Here is a 19567-nt window from a genome sequence, read left to right as displayed (position 1 = left end):
AAAAAATCCCCGGTTCTACTATCATAGACAGGGGATTGCTGGTCTTATTCAGTTATCATTTTTTATTTACCCAGCCTAATAGAATTTCGCGAATAAATTTGGCTGCAGCAATTTGTGTTTGTTCGGATGAATCATATGCAGGAGCTACTTCCACAATATCTGCTCCTACGACCTTCACGCCGGAATTTGAAACAGCGGTAATCGCCTCAAGCATTTCTTTGGATGTAATGCCGCCTGCTTCAGCCGTCCCGGTACCCGGTGCATGCGCTGGATCCAACACATCAATGTCGATTGTGACATATACATTTCGTCCTGCCAGGGTTGGCAGCACTTCTTTTAAAGGTGCAGCCACATCAAATTTATACATATGCATCCCGGAATTCTTTGCAAATTCGAACTCTTCCCTCATGCCTGAACGAATTCCGAATGAGTAGACATTCTCTGCACCAATTAGATTGCAAATCTTACGAATAGGCGTGGAATGGGACATCGACTCCCCTTCATACTCTTCTCTCAAATCTGCATGAGCATCAAAGTGAATGATAGCTAAATCTTCATATTTCTTATGAAATGCTTTAATAATCGGCCATGTAACAAGATGCTCGCCACCCATGCCAAGCGGGAATTTTTCCTCCGCCAAAAGGGTATTAATATATTCTTCAATCATATCAATACTTCTTCGTGGATTTCCGAATGGTAGCGGTATATCTCCAGCATCAAAAAATTGTACATCCTCCAAATGCCGATCAATATAGGGGCTATATTCTTCCAATCCAAGTGACACTTCGCGAATACGGGCCGGTCCAAAACGAGACCCGGGGCGAAAACTAACCGTCCAATCCATTGGCATACCGTATAAAACAGCCTCTGATTCTTTAAAATCAGGGTGACTTCCTATAAAAACCTTACCAGAATAAGCTTCTTCAAATCTCATCCTCTGCACTCCTCTACTGTACTCATTTCTATCATTTATTATTTATTTTTAAAAGGTCACCAACAAATTTGGGCAGCACAAAAGCCGCCTTATGAAGCTCTTTTGTATAATATTTTGTATCCAATTCAGCAAACCGCTCATCGCTGATTTGGAGAGGATGATATTTTTTCGATCCCATCGTAAAGGTCCATAAACCGCTTGGATAGGTTGGGATATTAGCTGTATACAGACCGGCAATCGGGAAAATGTCCTTTACATCTTTAAAGACCGTCCGTATCAAATCAGCTTTAAACCAGGGATTATCGGTTTGCGCAACAAAGATGCCCTCATCCTTGAGTGCGTTATGGATGCCAGCATAGAAACCTTTTGTAAATAAATTTACGGCTGGTCCAACCGGTTCAGTTGAATCTACGATAATCACATCATATTGATTTCTACTTTTGGCTATATGCATAAAGCCATCATCAACCAGCACATCAACTCTGACATCATCCAGCTGACCTGCTATTTCTGCCAGATACTGTTTTGAGTATTCAATGACTTTGCTATCAATTTCTACTAAAGTAGCTTTTTTTACACTCTCATGCTTTAACACTTCACGGATTACACCACCGTCACCGCCGCCTACGACAAGGACATGCACCGGATTTGGATGTGTATGCAAGGGAACATGAGCCACCATTTCATGGTAGACAAACTCATCCTTAACAGATGTCATCACCATATCATCCAGCATGAGCATCGTGCCCCATTCTTCTGTTTCTACTATATCTACCTTTTGAAAATCAGTTTGTTCCGTATGTAAGGTGCGGTTTATTTTTATAGTGATCCCAAAATGATCTGTTTGCTTTTCTGTAAACCAAATACCCATGTGGAACCCCTCTCAAATTTCAATATCAGCGGCTCAATCATCCATTTCTATCTATTAAACTTAGAAGAGTATAGTGCAATCTATTGAAAAAGTAAAGATTTTCCCGCATTTCCATTTTTGTCAATCTTATGTCCGTTTTACGTTTAAAAATGATGGTTTATTTTCATACTATTGGTAAGGAATAATTTCAAAACAGATCAGGGGGAAGACAGGTGTCTCCAAGCAGACTTAGAAGAAGGAAATTACTCGCTTACAAGCGCGCCTTTATATTTACAGTGTCGGTGATTGCCACACTTATACTAGTTGGAATTGGTACAGCCTTGCTTATTGTAAAACTTGCCGGACCGCCATCCATATCTGTACCGCAAACAACCCAATATATAGCTGATGATTTAAGTACATTTACGGAAAGCCACGGAGCCGAGAGAAGGTATTGGGTTCCTCTCAGCGAGATATCTCCCTATTTAATACAATCCACTCTGGCAGTTGAGGATCGGAATTTTTACGAACATAACGGTTTTGATACAAAGAGAATTTTGGGAGCAATTGTCTCAGATACAATTGCGATGGCTAAGGTACAGGGGGCCAGTACGATTACTCAGCAATATGCCAAAAATCTTTTCCTTGGCTCCGAGAAAACCTGGACACGCAAAGCTAAAGAAGCACTTTATACTCTTCGAATTGAAGATCATTTCAGTAAAGATGAAATTCTCGAAGGGTATTTAAATACGATTTATTACGGACATGGAATGTATGGGATACAGGCTGCGAGTCATTTTTATTTCCATAAGGATGCCAAGGATTTAACCTTAGCTGAAGGAAGCTTACTTGCCGGAATTCCAAAAGGCCCAGGTATATATTCACCGCTTATCTCGAAAAAACAGGCAAGGGAACGACAGTCTATTGTCCTCGCCTCTCTAAAGAATACCGGCAAGCTCAGTGCCAAACAGGTGAAGGAAACACTGGAAACCGCGGATCATTTAACTATTTACGGTTCATTGGATACAGAGGAAAAACAAGAAGCCCCTTATTTTCTTGATGCTGTAAATCAAGAATTGCGCCATGTCTTAAAGGGAAAAGAGGAGCTAATCAGACAGGGGGGCTTGAAGGTTTACACCACCTTCAATACTAAACAGCAGACAATCGCTGAGGAGACGGTCGCGAAGAATATACAGCCCGGGGCCGACCTGCAAGCAGCATTAGTTGCAATGAATCCTCATAACGGGATGGTAAAAGCATTGGTGGGTGGAACTAATTATAAAAAAAGCGCATTTAATCGTGCGACCCAGGCACTCAGACAGCCAGGTTCGACGATTAAGCCACTGCTTTATTACACAGCTCTTGAAAAAGGATTCACTCCATCAACCACTTTGAGGAGTGAAGTAACCACCTTTTCATTTGATGGAGGTAAAGACGAATATACTCCACATAATTTTAATAACCGATATGCTAATGATTCGATTACATTGGCACAGGCACTGGCTGTCTCAGACAATATTTTTGCTGTCAAAACGCATTTGTTTCTTGGTGAAGAGGAACTGGTGAAAGCCGGTAAGCGCTTTGGATTAACCACTTCCATGACCAAGGTTCCCTCATTGGCACTTGGAACATCCGGAGTTAAACCACTGGAAATGACTAACGCTTATAATTTATTTGCCAACGGCGGAAAAAAAGTTCAACCTTACTTTATCACTAAGGTGACAGGGAGGGACGGTGAAGTTCTTTATCAAAAAAAATTAAAGCGAGCATCAGTATTAAAGCAAGAGGATGCCTATGTGATGACGCAAATGCTAACAGGTATTTTTGATAAAAAACTAAATGGTTACGCCTCTGTGACAGGAGCCTCGATTGCCCCTAAGCTTTCGAGACCCTATGCCGGGAAATCCGGCTCAACTGAGTACGACAGCTGGATGATTGGCTATACCCCGCAGCTCACTGCGGGTGTATGGACCGGGTATGATCATTCGCAGAAAATTGAAACCAAACAAGAAAAAATAGCTGCCAAGGAAATATGGGCAAGCTTTATGGAACGATCTTTAACGGATGAGCCTGTTAAAGATTTTAAAAAGCCAAAAAATATTGTTGCCGTCGAAATTGATCCAGAAAGCGGCTTACTTGCACACAAAAGCTGCCCGGTTAAACGGCTTACTTATTATAAAAAAGGGACAGAACCCACACACTATTGTCCGGATCATACAAATAGTACTAACGAAAATGACATAACGCCTTCCGATGAGCATGGCCAGGATAAGCCACATGATCCCTGGTACAAGAGAATATGGCCTTTTGGGAAATTGTAATCCATTTGGCTAAAAGCATAATGAATATAAAAATCCCCAAACCAATGGTTTGGGGATTTTCGTGTCCTAGTTCTACGTGCTTGCACGCTGGTTTTAGTGTACTTTTTTTACGGAAAGCCGACAAGGAATATGCTGATTTATCTTTCAAAAATTACACATAAATCAACATTCTGTCCAGCATCAGTTTGTACCTAATTGTTCCTTTAATTCATCTCTCGAGTTATTCCATAGCTCTTCATTATGACTCTTAAGGAAATTAGCGAGGATGATTTTAGAAGGTTCATCCATATGATCAACAATGATATGCCTTTTCAACGATTTATCCATGCGATTCACATGCTCCGGCAACGATTTATAGCCACGGCGAATCTCAGCATCAACCGTCATTTCGCATGCTGTTACGCCTGCATAATAGGCTCCTTCTTTCGTCTGTTCAATCGTAACCCATACTAGCCAGTATGGCTTTCCGTTTGGCACATCATCTTTATTGGGTAGGAACTTGATTCGTTTCTCGATTGCGCTTCTGGCATGCATGGCACCTACATCAACAAAGGCTTCGCCTGCTTGCACATCAATAATGACAGGGGAAACATTCTCAAGGCTCAAGGCACCCATTCCAAAGCCCTTGTGACCATCAGTAGGATCATTTTTAATGATATTAAAAGCTGGTTTTTTCTTATCTTGACTCATAGGCTGATACAAGCCTCCCTTTAAATAAATATAGAAACTAAGAACTGCTCAATTGCCGGTACCAATTTATAAATAATTGGATCAATGGTGTAATGACCCAGCGGTGTAATGACCAGGATGAGGAATATTAACGCTCCGTACTGTTCATACTGCGTCATTTTCGGACGAACAGCGGGCGGAACAAGATCCTCAATAATACGATACCCATCCAATGGAGGAAATGGCAATAAATTAAACACAAACAACACGACATTTAAGCGGATAAAAATATTGAAAAAGGTGTAGATGAAGTCCGGTAAATTAGTCGCGGCTCCCGTCATACTCATGATATATATCAATAGAATCCCAATGAAGGCCAGTACAAGATTGCTCAAAGGGCCAACAACCGAAACAATAATACTGTTCATTCGGGGATTCTTAAAGAAAAAGCGATTGACCGGAACCGGTTTTGCCCAGCCAAACCCTACTAATACGATGAAAATCGCACCAATTGGGTCAATATGGCGTATCGGATTTAATGAAAGCCGTCCCTGATTTTTCGCCGTGTTGTCTCCGAATTTATAAGCCGCATAAGCATGGGCAAATTCATGAGCAGTAAAGGCAATCGCAAGCGTTACAAGTGTATATGGTAAATTGGCAATGATACTCTGGAAATCAAACATCCTAACCGTCCCCCGCTTCCAAACATTAATAAAGAACTTATCAGTTCAGAACCACTCGTTCATTCTGCACTTCACCACTTGCTTTCCACTCACGATTATGGAAAACTATCATCATAATCACTTGTTTTTACAAATAATGAGGAGGGCATCCAATGCCGTATGTAACCGTTAAAATGTTAGAGGGCCGTACTGAAGAACAAAAAAAGGCTTTATGTGAAAAAGTAACCGAAGCCGTCTCAGAAACAACCGGAGCACCAAAAGAAAAAATCACCGTGTTCATTGAAGAGATGACTAAATCTCATTATGCGGTTGGCGGTGTACGTGCCAGCGATCAATAAAATTCGAATGGAGCATATGATATGCTCCATTCTTTTTATTTCTCATGCCCCTCTTACATAGGGATAAATCATCGTACTAGTTCGCATACATCGGTTTGTTTTCCCTGATAAGCTGTTCTGCATAATCAAAAGCTTCATCTATTTCCTCTGCCGTATAATGCTGCTTCGCCTTTAACTCCTGGATTTTCTTCATAACTTCATCTTTGGATAAATGATCGAAATAGAAAATGGTGGAGACTAATTCAAGAAAACGCGCATTATGATTGTTCAAAAGCTTTACACACGCATATAGTTCATCATTCCCCTGTTGATTTCCATATAAGGAAAGGAATTCTTTACCTGCATCTGTTAAAGAGTAATCATAATGAACATACCCATTCTCTTTATCCTTCATTTCTAATAAAAGTCCCAGATTACAGAGTTCTTCTATCTTTAGCGTTAACTCCTCTGAATATGGTCCGTAAAAATGAAATTCAAATTTCTCCTGAAAAGGATATGCGAGTTTTTTTGAGATAAAAACCATCTTTTGAAGCTTTTTTCTTCCGCCTATATGCCCGGCTGCCTCAATGGCTGAAAGAATTCTGGCATGCTCCCTCAACACCATTCTTCACTCCTCCTGTATCAATTAATCCCACTCAAGCCATTCTTTTATTTTTTTCTTTATTTCTAGATGATTCGATTCATCTTCAAGCACATCAGCAGGAAAATACAATTTATGATCTGTACGCCTTTTCCCAGATATTGCATCCACGATATCTGATTGTCTGGACAGCTCTTTTAACTCTTTCTTTTTAGAAAGTAAATAAATCGGAATTCTTTCACCCTCTTCTCCGGGACGATAAAAATCGTATGGAAGATCTGAAGAAGAGTCAAGCACCAAATAATAATCTGGATCGAGACCTGCTTCTTCAAACAATTGGGTAAGTTCCATGACTTTTTTCATTTCAGTACTGGATGACGGCAGGAATTCAACATACTGAAATAAATTCCGGTTCATATATCTGGAGCATAAATCACTTAGAATCCTATCCTCTTCTTCTTCCCATAACTGAAAGTAGTATAGCATAACGCTATCGTCCAATTTCAGATAGTCGTAAAGAGTCACGGACTGTGTAAATAAAGAATAAAAATGATGCGGTACCTGCTTGAATTGATAATTCTTCTTATATAAATCCTTGGCTCGATGCAGGATTTTTGTCAAAATGACTTCTGCACTTCGAGATACCGGATGGAAATACACCTGCCAATACATTTGATATCGGCTCATAATGTAATCTTCTACAGCATGCATCCCGCTTTGTTTAAAGACAACCTGATCTTCCGTTGGCCTCATCACGCGCAGAATCCGCTCCATATCAAACTGGCCGTAGCTTACTCCCGTAAAATAAGCATCTCGTAACAAGTAGTCCATCCGGTCTGCATCAAGCTGGCTCGAAATCAAGCTGACAACCAGCTTATTGGCATGCGTTTTGCCAATGACTTCAGCCACCTCTTTCGGAAAGCTGTCATCTACCTTTTTCAAAACAGCATTAACCTCAGTATCTCCTAAAATAATCTTCCTTGTAAATTTTTCATGATCCAAATCAAATACTTTTTCGAACGCATGCGAAAAAGGACCATGCCCAAGGTCATGAAGCAAAGCTGCACATAAAGACAGGAGACGATCTTTTGGATTCCACTCAGGTCGATCGGTAAATACCCCATCCACAATCCTTCTCACAATCTCATATACTCCGAGAGAGTGACTAAATCGGCTGTGTTCGGCCCCATGAAATGTTAAATAAGTTGTACCAAGCTGTTTAATCCGTCTTAAACGCTGAAATTCCTTTGTATCAATTAAATCCCATATGACCCGATCATTCACATGTACATAGCGATGCACCGGATCCTTAAATACTTTTTCTTCATTCATTTTTTCCAGAGAATATTCTATCATTCTATTCCCTCTTCCTAATCGGTCATGGTTCTATTATAGCTTGTTTAATCTAAAATAACATAATCATCTCTTTCCATACTAAAGAAAGCGATGGAACCACCCTACATGAACGGAAATATGGAAGTACCCGACCCGTCATTTAGTTGGTTATCGTACTTTTTTATATGGATTTTTTGGCTATTAGATTAGTAAGTTCGTTCCATTGCGCGCTTACTCCACTCGCTTTCCGCGGGGAGGAAGGCTTTAGCCTCCTTGGCTACGCCTGTGGGGTCTCAGCCTTTCCTCTAATTCCCGCAGGAGTCGGTGGCTTCCACTCCATTCCACTAAGGTTAATATTGGTATACAGTAGTAAAAAATCTATTGAAAACAAATAAAAATCCGAACTATTAGGCGAAATATTTATTAAAATATCACCTAATAATTCGGATTTATCATTGACTGAAATAATTATGTCCCAGCCGCCTGCTTTTAGATTGAGCTTTTTAGACACTGTCTCTTTATCTGGTTGTAAATTTCCAAACTGGTGAGCGTGTTTTTCCGCCATAATTGTCACTTACTTCCACATACCAGAAATAATTGTGACGATGCTTTAAATCCTTTAATCGAATTTGTACTTTCTCCTGATTTCTTCCGTCCTTATCTTCACCCAATAAGGTATTTGAATATACATTTACACCTATATAATCAGTCGCCACCTGTTTTTGAATCGGATTGAGTTCCATTTGTTCAAATGTAAATTCATCGACCTCAGGCTCAAAGAAATTATAGTCATCCAAGTAAGGAGAATAGGTTTTAACCGTTAGCTCCTTTGCTTCCGGATTAAAGCGAAGCATCCGCATATATCCTTCTCCGCCTTCCGGACCGCTCTGGTAGTCAGCCAGCATTTCATACACTTTGCGTGATTTCGATGGGTTATCCTTTAGCGGAATGGTCGCTACATGACGACTTGCTCCTGAATTATGTCCGGCAAGGACCAGTTTGATATTCTCATACTTCCGTACAATTTCTTTAAAGACCTGCCTGCCGTTGTGCGTTCGTTTCCCTTTATGATCGAGATAATTATGCAAAGCAAGCACCACATTTCTCTCCGAGTATTGGTTCAATACTCGATCAACCCATTTTAATGTCGCCGGCACTGTTTCTTTCCCCCAGCCCAGATACAGGAAGAGGAAATCATGCCCTCCAAATGAAACCAAATCATAATGGTTTGTATTATTCTCCATACCGCCGCCGTAATGAGACGTATCTTTAAATCTTTTTTCACCGAAATATTTAGCATAATTGCGGTAATCCAATACCAAGTTTCCAACATCATGGTTCCCTGAGACCACTCCATAAGGAACATGATTCTCATCCAAAATTCTCATACTTTTATCCGCAATATCCCATTGATCCAAGTCCCATCTGACATTCACAATATCTCCCGTATGAATCACGTATTCTGCATTGCCGAGCTGATTTTGGATTCTAATCCAATTTGTCATCACAGGGAAAATATGTGGAAATGACTCCGAATAATATTGGGTATCTGACATCCATATCAAATTAAATGGCCGATTCACTTCTCCAATAATCTGATCTTGCAGGAGTACTTGCATCTTTTGATGATTTAAATAGCTTTGCACATCGATCCTTGCTTTTAACGTGAAATCTTTTTTGCCATAGCCATATGCCAATGCATCCCATTTTGAGGTATCTATATTCCAGGCATAGAGAGTGACTTTCCTCCCTTGCAAAGAATGCCCGACCCACTTTACCTCCACCTCTTTCATATCTGGTGTTGCTTCATCCATAAGAATTTCAAAACGCTGGTATGGAAATCCCTTATTCGAATCGATGACCCAATACTTTTTGTCTACCTTAGAAATTTGTTTCATTTGTTTAGATGAAACAGCAGCTTCACGCGGAAACGTTTGATTGGGAGGCGGTTCTTCATCGGCAATATTAGAGTACGCTTTTATCTGTGCATCACTTTTTGAATTGAAGTCATAGCAATTACCGGAGAAAAACTTGGCCACTATTTTATCATTGGTTGGGTCATCCACTTTCACACTTAGTTTTGGATGAAGGGATACTCTTTCATCATGATCACTTGGAGTTGCCTTACCGGTGATAATTGGCGCTTCATCTACGATATTAAAATGAATCGTTTTCTTTTTACGATTTCCTGCCGCATCCACCGACTTAAAGGTAACCGAATGCTTCCCCTTTTTCAGCACTCCGGAGGAAGTTGTATAAGGCAGATTAATTTCCCGTCCATCAAGATAGCCTTTAATGGACGCAATGGACGTCACTTCATCTTCCGGGGTTGCATCAATAGTAAATGTGCCTTTATAGGTTCTCCCGTTAAGTGGTGCTTTCACATGGAGATTAGGGGCTGTATTATCAAAAACCACTTCTGCTTGATGAATAGCCGTGCCGGTTGATTGAATGCGGTGAATCCCATCCTGATAAGCGGTCGTATCAATCTCCGCCTCTTCCGCCGTGAATAGAGCTGCCGGAATTATAAACTCATAGGATTGAATAACTACCCCCTTATTCCCCACCTTCCATAGCTGATTCTCACGTGTACTTTCCCGATTTTCATCTCCATCGCTCGTTATAGAATTAACACTTATCGGCCGGATAATCGTCCCATCACCCATTAATAACTTCACGTTTTTAATAGAGAAGCGATCGATGTCTTTTATTTTTACTGTACTCCCAGGCATAAATGGCTCCTTCTTCGTACCCGTATGAATAGAAATGGCATTTTTACCTGGTTTGATTTCATCAATTGGAATGGATATCTCATATGGAAGATATAATCCTTCTGTAGGTTTTAATTTTGAAATAAGACGGTCTCCTATGTAGACGGCACTTTTCTTTCTTTCATCAATCCCCAACCCTTCAAACACAATGGCAGCCGAACGGCTCACTGTCCGTTTCGTTTTCAGTTTTTGTCCATCAACCGTCAGCTTAATCTGTTCATTTGCCGTTTCCTTTTGAACCTGGATCTTTTTTGTTCCTTTCAGGATTGTATTATTTTGGACTGAAAGCCCTGGTTTCACTGGTTTATACATATCAGGATTGCCAATTTTAATAGACTTTGTCCCTTGCTCCGGGTACCTGACCACATGCTGTCCATCTGATACTTCCAAATAATAATCAAAGGTGGGCATAGAGCCATAAACATCGTACCTCGATATGGTCGATTGATAGGTAGTCGTCGTTTTCATGAGCAAATTAGCTTGTGAAAACGTTGGATCCTGCCCTCTTTTATAGAAAATTTCCGCCCGTTTGATCAGATGTTCATCCTCAATTTGAACTTCAATGGTTACATCAGAACGCTCAGGGATTTCATTGGGCATTACAATGGGCCGGACAATCGGTTTTACGGTATCCGTCTGTTGATTGGAATTTAAAGGGATCTGTCCATTACTGGTCTGACAGGGTGTATATTTTTTAATCTGCTTGTCCTGCTTTAATTTCTTAGACCCCTTTGCCTCCTTATAATGGTGGAGTCCTTTGTCATACGATACATAGGAAATGACTGCTCCTGTATCTGTTGCTAAAACAACCGTATTTTTACCTTTATTATATAAATTGCCTTCCAACCGGATTAACTGTTGATTTTCCACCTTCGTATGAAAGTGACCATTAAAATCCTGTACACCTAAATTGGCTTTATCTTCCGCATTCTTTAACCAAATGATTTTCGTAGATTTCGGCTTTATAAAAGTTGATTCTTTTATATCCCATACTTGCATGGACTTGTTCATAGAGAGGTAACGCAGATTATAATCGTACAAATCGATTGCCACGTCTGTATTATTATAAATCTCGACATATTCATATGTTTTCCCCTGTGGAGAAATCTCAGTGATTAATAAATCCGGGGTATCAATTGACATGGCGATCCCTGCATCCGGATTAAACGATATACACCATACTGCTGTTAAAATCAGCAAAGCTATCTTGTTCATACTTATCCTCATTCCCCATTCAAAGATGATACCTTAGTATGGAATAAACAGAGGATATTTATGAAAAAAAGTCGTTTCTCTAAAAAATTGTTTTTAGAGAAACGACTTTTTTTAAATTTATTTAATTTTACCTTTTATTTTTTCAATTAGTTCATCTTCTGTTGGCGCCGCGACTGGACGGTTATTTACGAATGCAAATGATTTTTTCCGTCCAGGTCCACAGTAGGACTGACATCCAATCTCAATCTTTGCATCGGGATCTACCTTTTTTAATTTTGGTAGCAATGTCTTTAAGTTTGTAGCCTGACAGTCGTCACATACTCTAAATTCGTTCGACATGACCGCCTATCCTTTCTTGCCATAATATTGACTCTTCTTTATGTTGTGAGCCTGTTGGGACTAAAGCGTATTGTATCACTCCATATCCCCTATTTGCAACAATCCGCTGATTATCTATTAGTTAATGAAAAAATCTAGTAACCTGTATAAACTTTTCTTTTTATGTCCATGCTAGAACCATAATTTGCAAATTTATTTTAAATCTTATAGAAAAGGGAGTTGCAGATCATGAAAATTAGACAAGATGCATGGACAGAAGAAAATGATTTATTATTGGCAGAAACTGTTTTAAGACATGTCCGGGAAGGCAGTACCCAATTGAACGCATTCGATGAAGTTGGGGATAAATTGAACCGCACTGCAGCAGCCTGTGGGTTTAGATGGAATGCGGTCGTACGTCATACCTATGAAAAAGCATTACAGCTTGCCCGTAAACAACGTAAGCAACGTCAGAGATTACTTGGAAAAGACCAGGGCGGCAAAAAGAAGATTCTATATCAGCCACCAGTTCCGTCTTTACGAGATTTTGAAACAGTTACAACCGCAATGGAAGATGAACTAATGGAAATGGAGATTTCACCGGAGATCAACGATACTGAAGAATTTGAACAGACCAGCCTTTTCCCTGTGCTGGAAGAATACAAGACTCCGGCTCCGGCTCTTACGATGGATGATATCATTGCATTCTTGCAAACATATGATACAGACAGCCTGAAGCTGCAGGCTTTAAAATCCGAAAATGAAAGATTAAAACTTGAAATCCGAGATCTGAAAAACACAAATAAAGAATTGCAGAATAAGCTCGATAACGTTGAAGAAAATACAGTTACCATCCAGGAAGACTACGAGACACTCATGAATATTATGAATCGCGCTCGCAAATTAGCTTTACTGGATGAAGATGACCATCATGCTACTAAATTTAAAATGGATCGCAATGGGAATCTGGAAAAAATCGCAGAATAACCATACAAGAAAGCCGGCCTCTCCCATGAGCCGGCTTTCTTATTGGCGATACCCAGCACGACATAAAGCGTTCCTTCTTAAACTGGTTATCTCTGCTCCGAATGGCTATCATCTCTGTTAAAAAGTATAGAGGCTGCTTTCTGACAGCCCCTGCAAAAATATCTTTCCCTTTGGCATGTATGTAGTTTTAATCAGTCGATTCCCAATTTATCATTTCTGTCTTGCATTCTTTCTAAATAGGATTCGTATAATGGCATTTCCGCTTCAGTCAGAGAAATCATTTCAATTTGTCCGGAATGATCCTGTAAAGCCTTCATTAAACGCAGCATCACATCACTCACAGTCAGCCGAACCCCTAGTAAATCGGACAAGGAAGCCATGACTTCTGGATTTACAGTCGGATAAACGAATTTCGTTTGTGCACCATTTAGTGCAATTTCATAGAAATCCCTAACCAATCCTGCTCTTTTTCCTGCATCCCCGTTGACATCCAAATAGATTTGCACCGCTACACCATTTCGGATTCTTCTCTGAGAAATTCCTGCGAATTTTTTGCCATCAATGCTTAAATCATAGCTTCCCGGACAATAGGAGCCCACGATTTCACCTGCTTTAATGTCCTGATCAAAATCTCGAAACATATACTGAATCAATTCCCACATTGCGTCATATCCGCGATTAATCTCGATTTTCCGTTCCCTTTCCGGAAAAACAAGCGTAAGGTTCAAGATTCCCTCATCCAGTACAACTGCCAATCCCCCTGAATTCCGAACAATACAGTCATAGCCCTTGTTATGTAAAAAATCAGCGGCTTGCTTCAGCATAGGCAGCCGCCCATCCTGAATGCCCAGTACAACTGTTTTTTGATGAACCCATGCCCGTGCTGTAACTGGCGAGGTCCCTGCCCCTACCGAAGCGCATAATGTATCATCAATTGCAAATGATTGGATAGCGCGTGTATGCAGGCCGGTTAGGCTATGGTCTATGATTCTCCAACGATCCTGCTTTAATAAATTCATCATTTTCTCTCTCCATCTATAAAAAATAGGCGCCATAAATGGCGCCATAGGTCACTTATATTCTTATTTTACCAAAGCTTGTGAAGCTGTGATAAGCGCGAGGTTGTATACATCTTCTGCATTACATCCTCTGGATAGATCGTTCACAGGAGCGTTCAACCCTTGCAGGATTGGTCCAACTGCCTCAAATCCTCCAAGACGCTGTGCAATTTTATAGCCGATATTACCAGCTTCGAGGCTAGGGAATACAAATACATTTGCAGAGCCTTGAAGTGGAGAGTTTGGAGCTTTAGCTTCCGCAACAGATGGTACAATTGCCGCATCAAATTGGATTTCTCCATCTACGATTAATTGTGAATCCATCTCTGTCACAATTTTAACAGCATCTGCCACTTTAGTAGTTTCTTCAGATACAGCAGAACCAACTGTGGAGAAGCTGAGCATTGCCACACGTGGATCAAGGTCAAACATACGTGCAGTTTTTGCACTTTCTAATGCAATTTCAGCAAGATCCTGGCTGTCTGGAGCAATGTTGATTGCACAGTCAGCAAATACATATTTTTCATCACCTTTTACCATGATGAATACACCTGAAGTCTTTTTAACGCCTGCTTTTGTTTTAATGATTTGCAATGCCGGACGAACTGTATCTGCTGTAGAGTGAGCCGCACCGCTGACAAGACCATCAGCTTTATTTAAATAAACAAGCATGGTTCCAAAATAGTTTTCATCGAGCAAGATTTTACGCGCTTGTTCTTCTGTCGCTTTACCTTTACGGCGTTCAACGAAAGAAGCCACAAGCTCGTCCATCATAATATATGTAGCAGGATCGTAAATTTCCATATTATCTACAGAAATATTCATACCCTTCGCTTTTGCAGTAATTGCATCAATGTCTCCAACTAAGATTGGAACAATTGTTTTTTCAGCTGCCAATCTTCCGGCTGCTTCAAGAATTCTTTCATCCATACCTTCTGGGAATACAATTCGCAATTGATTGCCAGAAACTTTTTCTTTTAATGTGGTAAATAAATTACTCATTTTTTATGTCCTCCTCAAAATGTCCTCTTCATAGAATACACCTTTATGATGAATTATTTAATAGGTTTGCCTTATTTTTTAAAATTATAGCGGGATGTCAAAATATCGACAAGTTTATTAGAGCCATGATTCGGGAAAATCTCTTAATGATTATGATATAGTATAAATTGGCATGAACGAAATGACAGTAGGAGATGATCAATATGAGTGAAGCAGCTAAAACATTGGACGGTTGGTATTGTTTACATGACTTCCGAACAGTCGACTGGGTTACATGGAAAATGTTGCCCGAAGACGAGCGCGCCGCTGCCATCAATGAATTCCTGGGATTAGTAGAAAAATGGAATAAAACTCAGGACGAAAATCAAGGCAGCCATGCTCTTTATACGATTGTAGGACAAAAAGCAGACTTCATGATGATGCTTTTACGCCCAACAATGGAAGAACTAAATGCAATTGAATTAGAGTTTAATAAAACTAAGTTAGCAGAGTTCACAATTCCGGCACATTCTTATGTATCTGTTGTTGAACTAAGTAATTATCTGCCTTCTGATTCAGATGAAGACCCATATCAGAATCCTCATGTCCGTTCCAGACTATACCCGATCTTGCCGACATCTAAGCATGTTTGCTTCTATCCAATGGATAAGCGCCGCCAAGGCAATGATAACTGGTATATGCTGCCGATGGATGATCGGAAAAAACTTATGTATTCTCACGGAATGATTGGCCGCCAATACGCTGGTAAAGTGAAACAAATTATATCTGGCTCTGTTGGTTTTGATGATTATGAGTGGGGAGTTACCCTTTTCGCAGATGATGTTATCCAATTTAAAAAATTGGTTTATGAAATGCGTTTTGATGAAGTGAGTGCCCGATACGGGGAGTTTGGCTCCTTCTTCGTAGGAAATATTCTGACTCCAGATCATATCAGCGAATTCTTACATGTTTAAATAGTATAAATGGAAGTGCCCGAAAACCGTTATACACGGTGGAATGGGCACTTTTTTTGTTATACAGAGGTATTATTTGCCATCATCCATATTTGAAAGGCGGTTCGTTTACATCCTTTAAGGAAAATCGATGCAATGAAAAGATTCTATAGTACCGTCGAATTTTAAACATGTATTTTCATTAGATGACAAAAGAATACGTACCTCCAGCGGCTACTTTTGAATCTGTTATAACGGATTATGTAAAATTAATCTATAAGAATTACATACTTTGATAAGGTAAAGGAGCACACCTCCTTATTAAATTACATACATAACCTCCACCACCCCATTTGATTCGATTCCCATTTTCCATTCAAAATGTCCCTTTCACTTTTCACATCAAACGTCTGCTTGCCTCCATAGACTATTAATTGAGAAACCCCTCTTTTTATCATAAGCCGGTCTCTCTCTGCATATTTTTCTATAGTGAGCATATCTTTTACGTATCTAAACACACCCAGAAATGACCTATCGAAAAGAGGTGCTTCAGTATGGCAGTTATAAAGGCTACAGAGGAAGATATAAAAGTCCTTGCCCGGTTAATGAGAGCAGAGGCGGAGGGTGAGGGAGAGCTCGGAATGTTAATGGTCGGCAATGTAGGCGTCAACAGAGTACGTGGAGAATGTCTGGATTTTGTAAATATCCGGTCTATCCCTCAAATGGTTTTTCAAAACCCAGGAGGATTTGAAGCGACACAAAAAGGATACTTTTACCAACGTGCCAGGGAGAGTGACATCAAACTGGCAAGACGAGTCGTTAACGGTGAACGCTTTTATCCGGCCTCGAACGCCCTTTGGTTCTTCAGACCAGAAGAAAGCTGCCCGGAACAATGGTATGGCCAATATAATACCGGGCGATACAAAGCACACTGCTTCTTTGCACCGACACAATCTGATTGTCCAACTGTTTTTTAGAATACTATTGTTAATAGAGGAGGAGTCATTTTATGAAACAACCGGGTTCACAATCATACGGCGGAGGGCAATCATATGGAGGTGGTTATCAAGTTCCTTATAATCCCTATATGGCAGGACAAACCAGCGCAGGACAGCAACAGTTTCCACAACAACAACAACCAATTCCCTATCAGGGACAGCCGTTTGCAACGGGTGGTGGTGGGTCACCTTTCCAAACGTCTCCTTCGCCATCTCCGGGTCAATTCGTAGAGCAATCCTATATAGAGAATATTTTACGATTGAATCGCGGTAAACTGGCTTCTGTTTATATGACATTTGAAGGAAGTAAAGATGGCAACACCAAATTATTCAAAGGAATTATTGAAGCAGCAGGCCGTGATCATGTCATCTTAAGTGATCCTCAAACTGGCACTCGCTACTTGTTGCCCCTGATCTATCTTGATTATGTTACCTTTGATGAGGAAATAGAGTATTCCTACCCCTTTGGCGGCTCGAATCGTTAATGGTAAAAAGAAAAGTTTCAGAGCGTATAGTTAAATGACAAAACTCTCTCATTTATTACATAGAAAAAACCGCTTATGTCTTGCATGAGCGGTTTTTCTATATCTATCGAATTTATGCATATTTATACACGGCCACAATCATTAAAACCCAGGAAGCAATAAAGGCAACTCCGCCAAATGGCGTTATGATGCCAAGCTTGCTAATACTGGTGACACTAAGTAGATATAAACTTCCGGAAAAAAGAATAATTCCAACTAACATGGCCCAGCCTGACCAATTTAATAATTGATGTGAAGATAATCGATCCCACAACAGCCCAATTGCCAGTAGCCCACCTGCATGAAACATTTGATACTGAACGGCTGTTTGCCAGACTGCCAAAGATTTTTCAGAAATCTTCCCCTCCAGCCCGTGAGCTCCGAATGCACCGCATGCCACGGACATTGCTGCATTAATGGCTGCTATAATAATAAATGTTTTCAACCCAGTCTCTCCCCTTTACGATTAAAAATCAAGCAGTGAATCTCCGTTTGCGTCCTCCATCTTAACTGCTTTCTCCTGCGGCAGGGAAACAGTCGGATTCGTTTGTTGAATTGGAGTATATGACACAGATTGGTTCACAGCAGCTTGTCTTCCCACTTCTGTATGGTCTGTTATAACAAGGTCAATCAAGCTTTGAACGGCAATTAGATATCCATTTCTTTGTTCAGTAGGAGCTATTTTAGCTTTCTGAATCAGTTCGCCCATTTTATCCAGTATCTTTTCTGATGTTATTTCCATAGATTCACCCCACTTACCTTTATCCTGTTCATATCCAATTCTATCTTAACTTCGCCAAGGAATCTATTCATCCGTAACCTCAGAGATTGGGAATTGTCCAATCTATTTCTTTAAGCCCTGATTGCCGAAGAAATTCATTTGTTTTAGAAAACGGCTTGCTTCCGAAGAAACCTCGCCGGGCAGATAACGGGCTTGGATGAACAGATGTAATGATATGATGCTTCTTCTGATCAATTAGATGAATTTTAGATTGTGCTGGTTTCCCCCATAAAAGGAAAACAACCGGCTCTGCCTTTTCGTTCAATGTCTCTATTATTCTATCAGTTAGTTGCTCCCATCCTATCCCCTTATGGGAATGGGCTTCTCCTTGTCTGACCGTTAAAACGGTATTTAATAAGAGTACCCCCTGATCTGCCCAGTTTTTCAAATATCCATTATCAGGAATTGGTATTCCTAAATCATCGTTCAGTTCTTTGAAAATATTGCGCAGCGATGGAGGAAGCGCTACCCCAGGCTGTACAGAAAAACTTAATCCATGTGCCTGATTGGGTCCATGATAAGGGTCCTGCCCGAGCAATACTACTTTCACTGATTTGAAATCTGTATAGTGCAAAGCATTATAAATATCTTCAGCCTTGGGATAGACTGTCTCCGTTTTATACTCTTTTTTTATAAAATCATGCAAGGCCACATAATAAGGTTTTTTAAATTCATCCTGTAAATATTCGTTCCAGTCATTCTTTAAAATCTGACGACTCATGCAGATCACTCTCCATCTCTTTTTCACGGATTGCTAAATCCAACAAACAACCTTGACACACTTCTCTCCTCATTACCCAACTAAACTTATGTTTATAGATTATTTAATAGGTTATATAAACACTATAACTTCACAACTAAGAAAAAATATCGGAATTTATAAAAATCGAGGAGGATGTATGATGTATCAAGTTTATGTAGTAGAAAATTCAGTTCAAGCTAAAGAAAAAATTGAACAACTTACATCTGAAGGTTTTACAAAAGATCATATTTATTTGTTTTCCCACAACAAAGAGTTTTCAAAGGACTTGACTGATGCAACAGATACAAGCCCTATAGGCATCGGTGAACAAGGCTTTTTTGAAAGTGTAGGCAATCTCTTCAAAAAGCGCGGTGACGAGTTGCGCTCAAAGCTTCAATCACTTGGATTATCTGAAATAGAAGCACTTCAATATGAAAAAGATCTTGATGAGCACAAAATTGTAGTCGTAACATCCGACCAGGCAAGCGATATTGATAACACAAAAATCATGTAATATATCGTTGGAGGA

Annotated in this window: 21 protein-coding genes; 7 read left to right on the top strand and 14 right to left on the bottom strand. The window is 40.1% G+C overall.

Annotated elements, in window-relative coordinates:
• Nucleotides 1–55 precede the first annotated feature (55 nt).
• Together speB and speE are read right to left on the bottom strand one after the other, a co-directional pair.
• Nucleotides 56–934, bottom strand: coding sequence for an agmatinase (gene speB, locus AC4G3L_RS12540; protein WP_491077322.1), 879 nt, complete (start codon nt 932–934; stop codon nt 56–58).
• Nucleotides 935–965: 31 nt separating this feature from the next.
• On the bottom strand, nt 966–1805 hold the full coding sequence (gene speE / locus AC4G3L_RS12535) for a polyamine aminopropyltransferase (protein ID WP_491077321.1): 840 nt from the start codon (nt 1803–1805) through the stop codon (nt 966–968).
• Nucleotides 1806–2017: 212 nt separating this feature from the next.
• Between speE and AC4G3L_RS12530 the strand changes: the two genes are divergently transcribed.
• Nucleotides 2018–4105, top strand: coding sequence for a transglycosylase domain-containing protein (locus AC4G3L_RS12530; RefSeq protein ID WP_491077320.1), 2088 nt, complete (start codon nt 2018–2020; stop codon nt 4103–4105).
• A 180-nt stretch (nt 4106–4285) separates the two neighbouring features.
• On the opposite strand, the gene AC4G3L_RS12525 is transcribed toward AC4G3L_RS12530, so the two are convergent.
• A complete protein-coding gene (locus AC4G3L_RS12525) occupies nt 4286–4795 on the bottom strand; it encodes a YwhD family protein (protein WP_491077319.1) in 510 nt (169 codons plus the stop codon).
• Nucleotides 4796–4815: 20 nt separating this feature from the next.
• A complete protein-coding gene (locus tag AC4G3L_RS12520; protein WP_491077318.1) occupies nt 4816–5457 on the bottom strand; it encodes a site-2 protease family protein in 642 nt (213 codons plus the stop codon).
• 152 nt (nt 5458–5609) lie between these two features.
• On the opposite strand from AC4G3L_RS12520, the gene thmT reads away from it, so the two are divergent.
• Complete coding sequence (gene thmT, locus AC4G3L_RS12515; protein WP_491077317.1) at nt 5610–5795, top strand: 2-hydroxymuconate tautomerase; 186 nt, start codon at nt 5610–5612, stop codon at nt 5793–5795.
• A gap of 76 nt (nt 5796–5871) precedes the next feature.
• Here the strand turns inward: thmT and AC4G3L_RS12510 are convergent, their stop codons facing one another.
• The 5 genes from AC4G3L_RS12510 to AC4G3L_RS12490 all read right to left on the bottom strand — a co-directional run bounded on the left by AC4G3L_RS12510 (nt 5872) and on the right by AC4G3L_RS12490 (nt 12035).
• On the bottom strand, nt 5872–6396 hold the full coding sequence (locus tag AC4G3L_RS12510; RefSeq protein ID WP_491077721.1) for a YwgA family protein: 525 nt from the start codon (nt 6394–6396) through the stop codon (nt 5872–5874).
• Nucleotides 6397–6420: 24 nt separating this feature from the next.
• Nucleotides 6421–7731, bottom strand: a complete 1311-nt coding sequence (locus AC4G3L_RS12505) for an HD domain-containing protein (RefSeq protein WP_491077316.1) — start codon at nt 7729–7731, stop codon at nt 6421–6423.
• A gap of 256 nt (nt 7732–7987) precedes the next feature.
• The gene (locus AC4G3L_RS12500) at nt 7988–8275 is read right to left on the bottom strand and encodes a hypothetical protein (RefSeq protein WP_491077315.1); all 288 of its coding nucleotides are present in this window, start codon (nt 8273–8275) and stop codon (nt 7988–7990) included.
• Nucleotides 8229–11696, bottom strand: a complete 3468-nt coding sequence (locus AC4G3L_RS12495; protein ID WP_491077314.1) for a lamin tail domain-containing metallophosphoesterase family protein — start codon at nt 11694–11696, stop codon at nt 8229–8231. The genes AC4G3L_RS12500 and AC4G3L_RS12495 overlap by 47 nt, the downstream gene beginning before the upstream one ends.
• 117 nt (nt 11697–11813) lie before the next feature.
• A complete protein-coding gene (locus AC4G3L_RS12490; protein ID WP_491077313.1) occupies nt 11814–12035 on the bottom strand; it encodes a YuzB family protein in 222 nt (73 codons plus the stop codon).
• Nucleotides 12036–12263: 228 nt separating this feature from the next.
• On the opposite strand from AC4G3L_RS12490, the gene AC4G3L_RS12485 reads away from it, so the two are divergent.
• Nucleotides 12264–13001: an RsfA family transcriptional regulator gene (locus tag AC4G3L_RS12485; RefSeq protein ID WP_491077312.1), complete on the top strand. Its 738-nt coding sequence runs from the start codon at nt 12264–12266 to the stop codon at nt 12999–13001.
• Nucleotides 13002–13192: 191 nt separating this feature from the next.
• On the opposite strand, the gene lipL is transcribed toward AC4G3L_RS12485, so the two are convergent.
• Both lipL and pta read right to left on the bottom strand, forming a co-directional pair.
• Nucleotides 13193–14023, bottom strand: coding sequence for an octanoyl-[GcvH]:protein N-octanoyltransferase (lipL, locus tag AC4G3L_RS12480; RefSeq protein WP_491077311.1), 831 nt, complete (start codon nt 14021–14023; stop codon nt 13193–13195).
• A 60-nt stretch (nt 14024–14083) separates the two neighbouring features.
• Nucleotides 14084–15061: a phosphate acetyltransferase gene (pta, locus tag AC4G3L_RS12475; RefSeq protein WP_491077310.1), complete on the bottom strand. Its 978-nt coding sequence runs from the start codon at nt 15059–15061 to the stop codon at nt 14084–14086.
• A 203-nt stretch (nt 15062–15264) separates the two neighbouring features.
• Here pta and hemQ point away from each other — a divergent pair, with 203 nt between their 5' ends.
• The 3 genes from hemQ to gerQ all read left to right on the top strand — a co-directional run bounded on the left by hemQ (nt 15265) and on the right by gerQ (nt 17476).
• Nucleotides 15265–16014, top strand: a complete 750-nt coding sequence (hemQ, locus tag AC4G3L_RS12470; protein ID WP_491077309.1) for a hydrogen peroxide-dependent heme synthase — start codon at nt 15265–15267, stop codon at nt 16012–16014.
• Between the two features lie 533 nt (nt 16015–16547).
• A complete protein-coding gene (locus tag AC4G3L_RS12465; RefSeq protein WP_491077308.1) occupies nt 16548–16970 on the top strand; it encodes a cell wall hydrolase in 423 nt (140 codons plus the stop codon).
• A 32-nt stretch (nt 16971–17002) separates the two neighbouring features.
• Entirely contained in the window at nt 17003–17476 is a 474-nt protein-coding gene (gene gerQ, locus AC4G3L_RS12460; protein WP_491077307.1) for a spore coat protein GerQ, read from the top strand.
• Between the two features lie 112 nt (nt 17477–17588).
• On the opposite strand, the gene AC4G3L_RS12455 is transcribed toward gerQ, so the two are convergent.
• The 3 genes from AC4G3L_RS12455 to AC4G3L_RS12445 all read right to left on the bottom strand — a co-directional run bounded on the left by AC4G3L_RS12455 (nt 17589) and on the right by AC4G3L_RS12445 (nt 19017).
• Complete coding sequence (locus AC4G3L_RS12455; protein WP_491077306.1) at nt 17589–17960, bottom strand: DUF423 domain-containing protein; 372 nt, start codon at nt 17958–17960, stop codon at nt 17589–17591.
• Nucleotides 17961–17981: 21 nt separating this feature from the next.
• Nucleotides 17982–18257 (bottom strand): DUF5327 family protein, encoded by a 276-nt coding sequence (locus AC4G3L_RS12450; RefSeq protein ID WP_491077305.1) that lies wholly within the window; start codon nt 18255–18257, stop codon nt 17982–17984.
• Between the two features lie 79 nt (nt 18258–18336).
• On the bottom strand, nt 18337–19017 hold the full coding sequence (locus tag AC4G3L_RS12445) for a uracil-DNA glycosylase (RefSeq protein WP_491077304.1): 681 nt from the start codon (nt 19015–19017) through the stop codon (nt 18337–18339).
• A gap of 181 nt (nt 19018–19198) precedes the next feature.
• Between AC4G3L_RS12445 and AC4G3L_RS12440 the strand changes: the two genes are divergently transcribed.
• The gene (locus tag AC4G3L_RS12440; RefSeq protein ID WP_491077303.1) at nt 19199–19552 is read left to right on the top strand and encodes a YflT domain-containing protein; all 354 of its coding nucleotides are present in this window, start codon (nt 19199–19201) and stop codon (nt 19550–19552) included.
• Nucleotides 19553–19567 lie beyond the last annotated feature (15 nt).

This window comes from Bacillus sp. z33, from assembly GCF_058313615.1.
The sequence above is the reverse complement of the archived record's forward strand: the minus strand, read 5'-3'. Positions and strand labels throughout refer to the sequence as shown.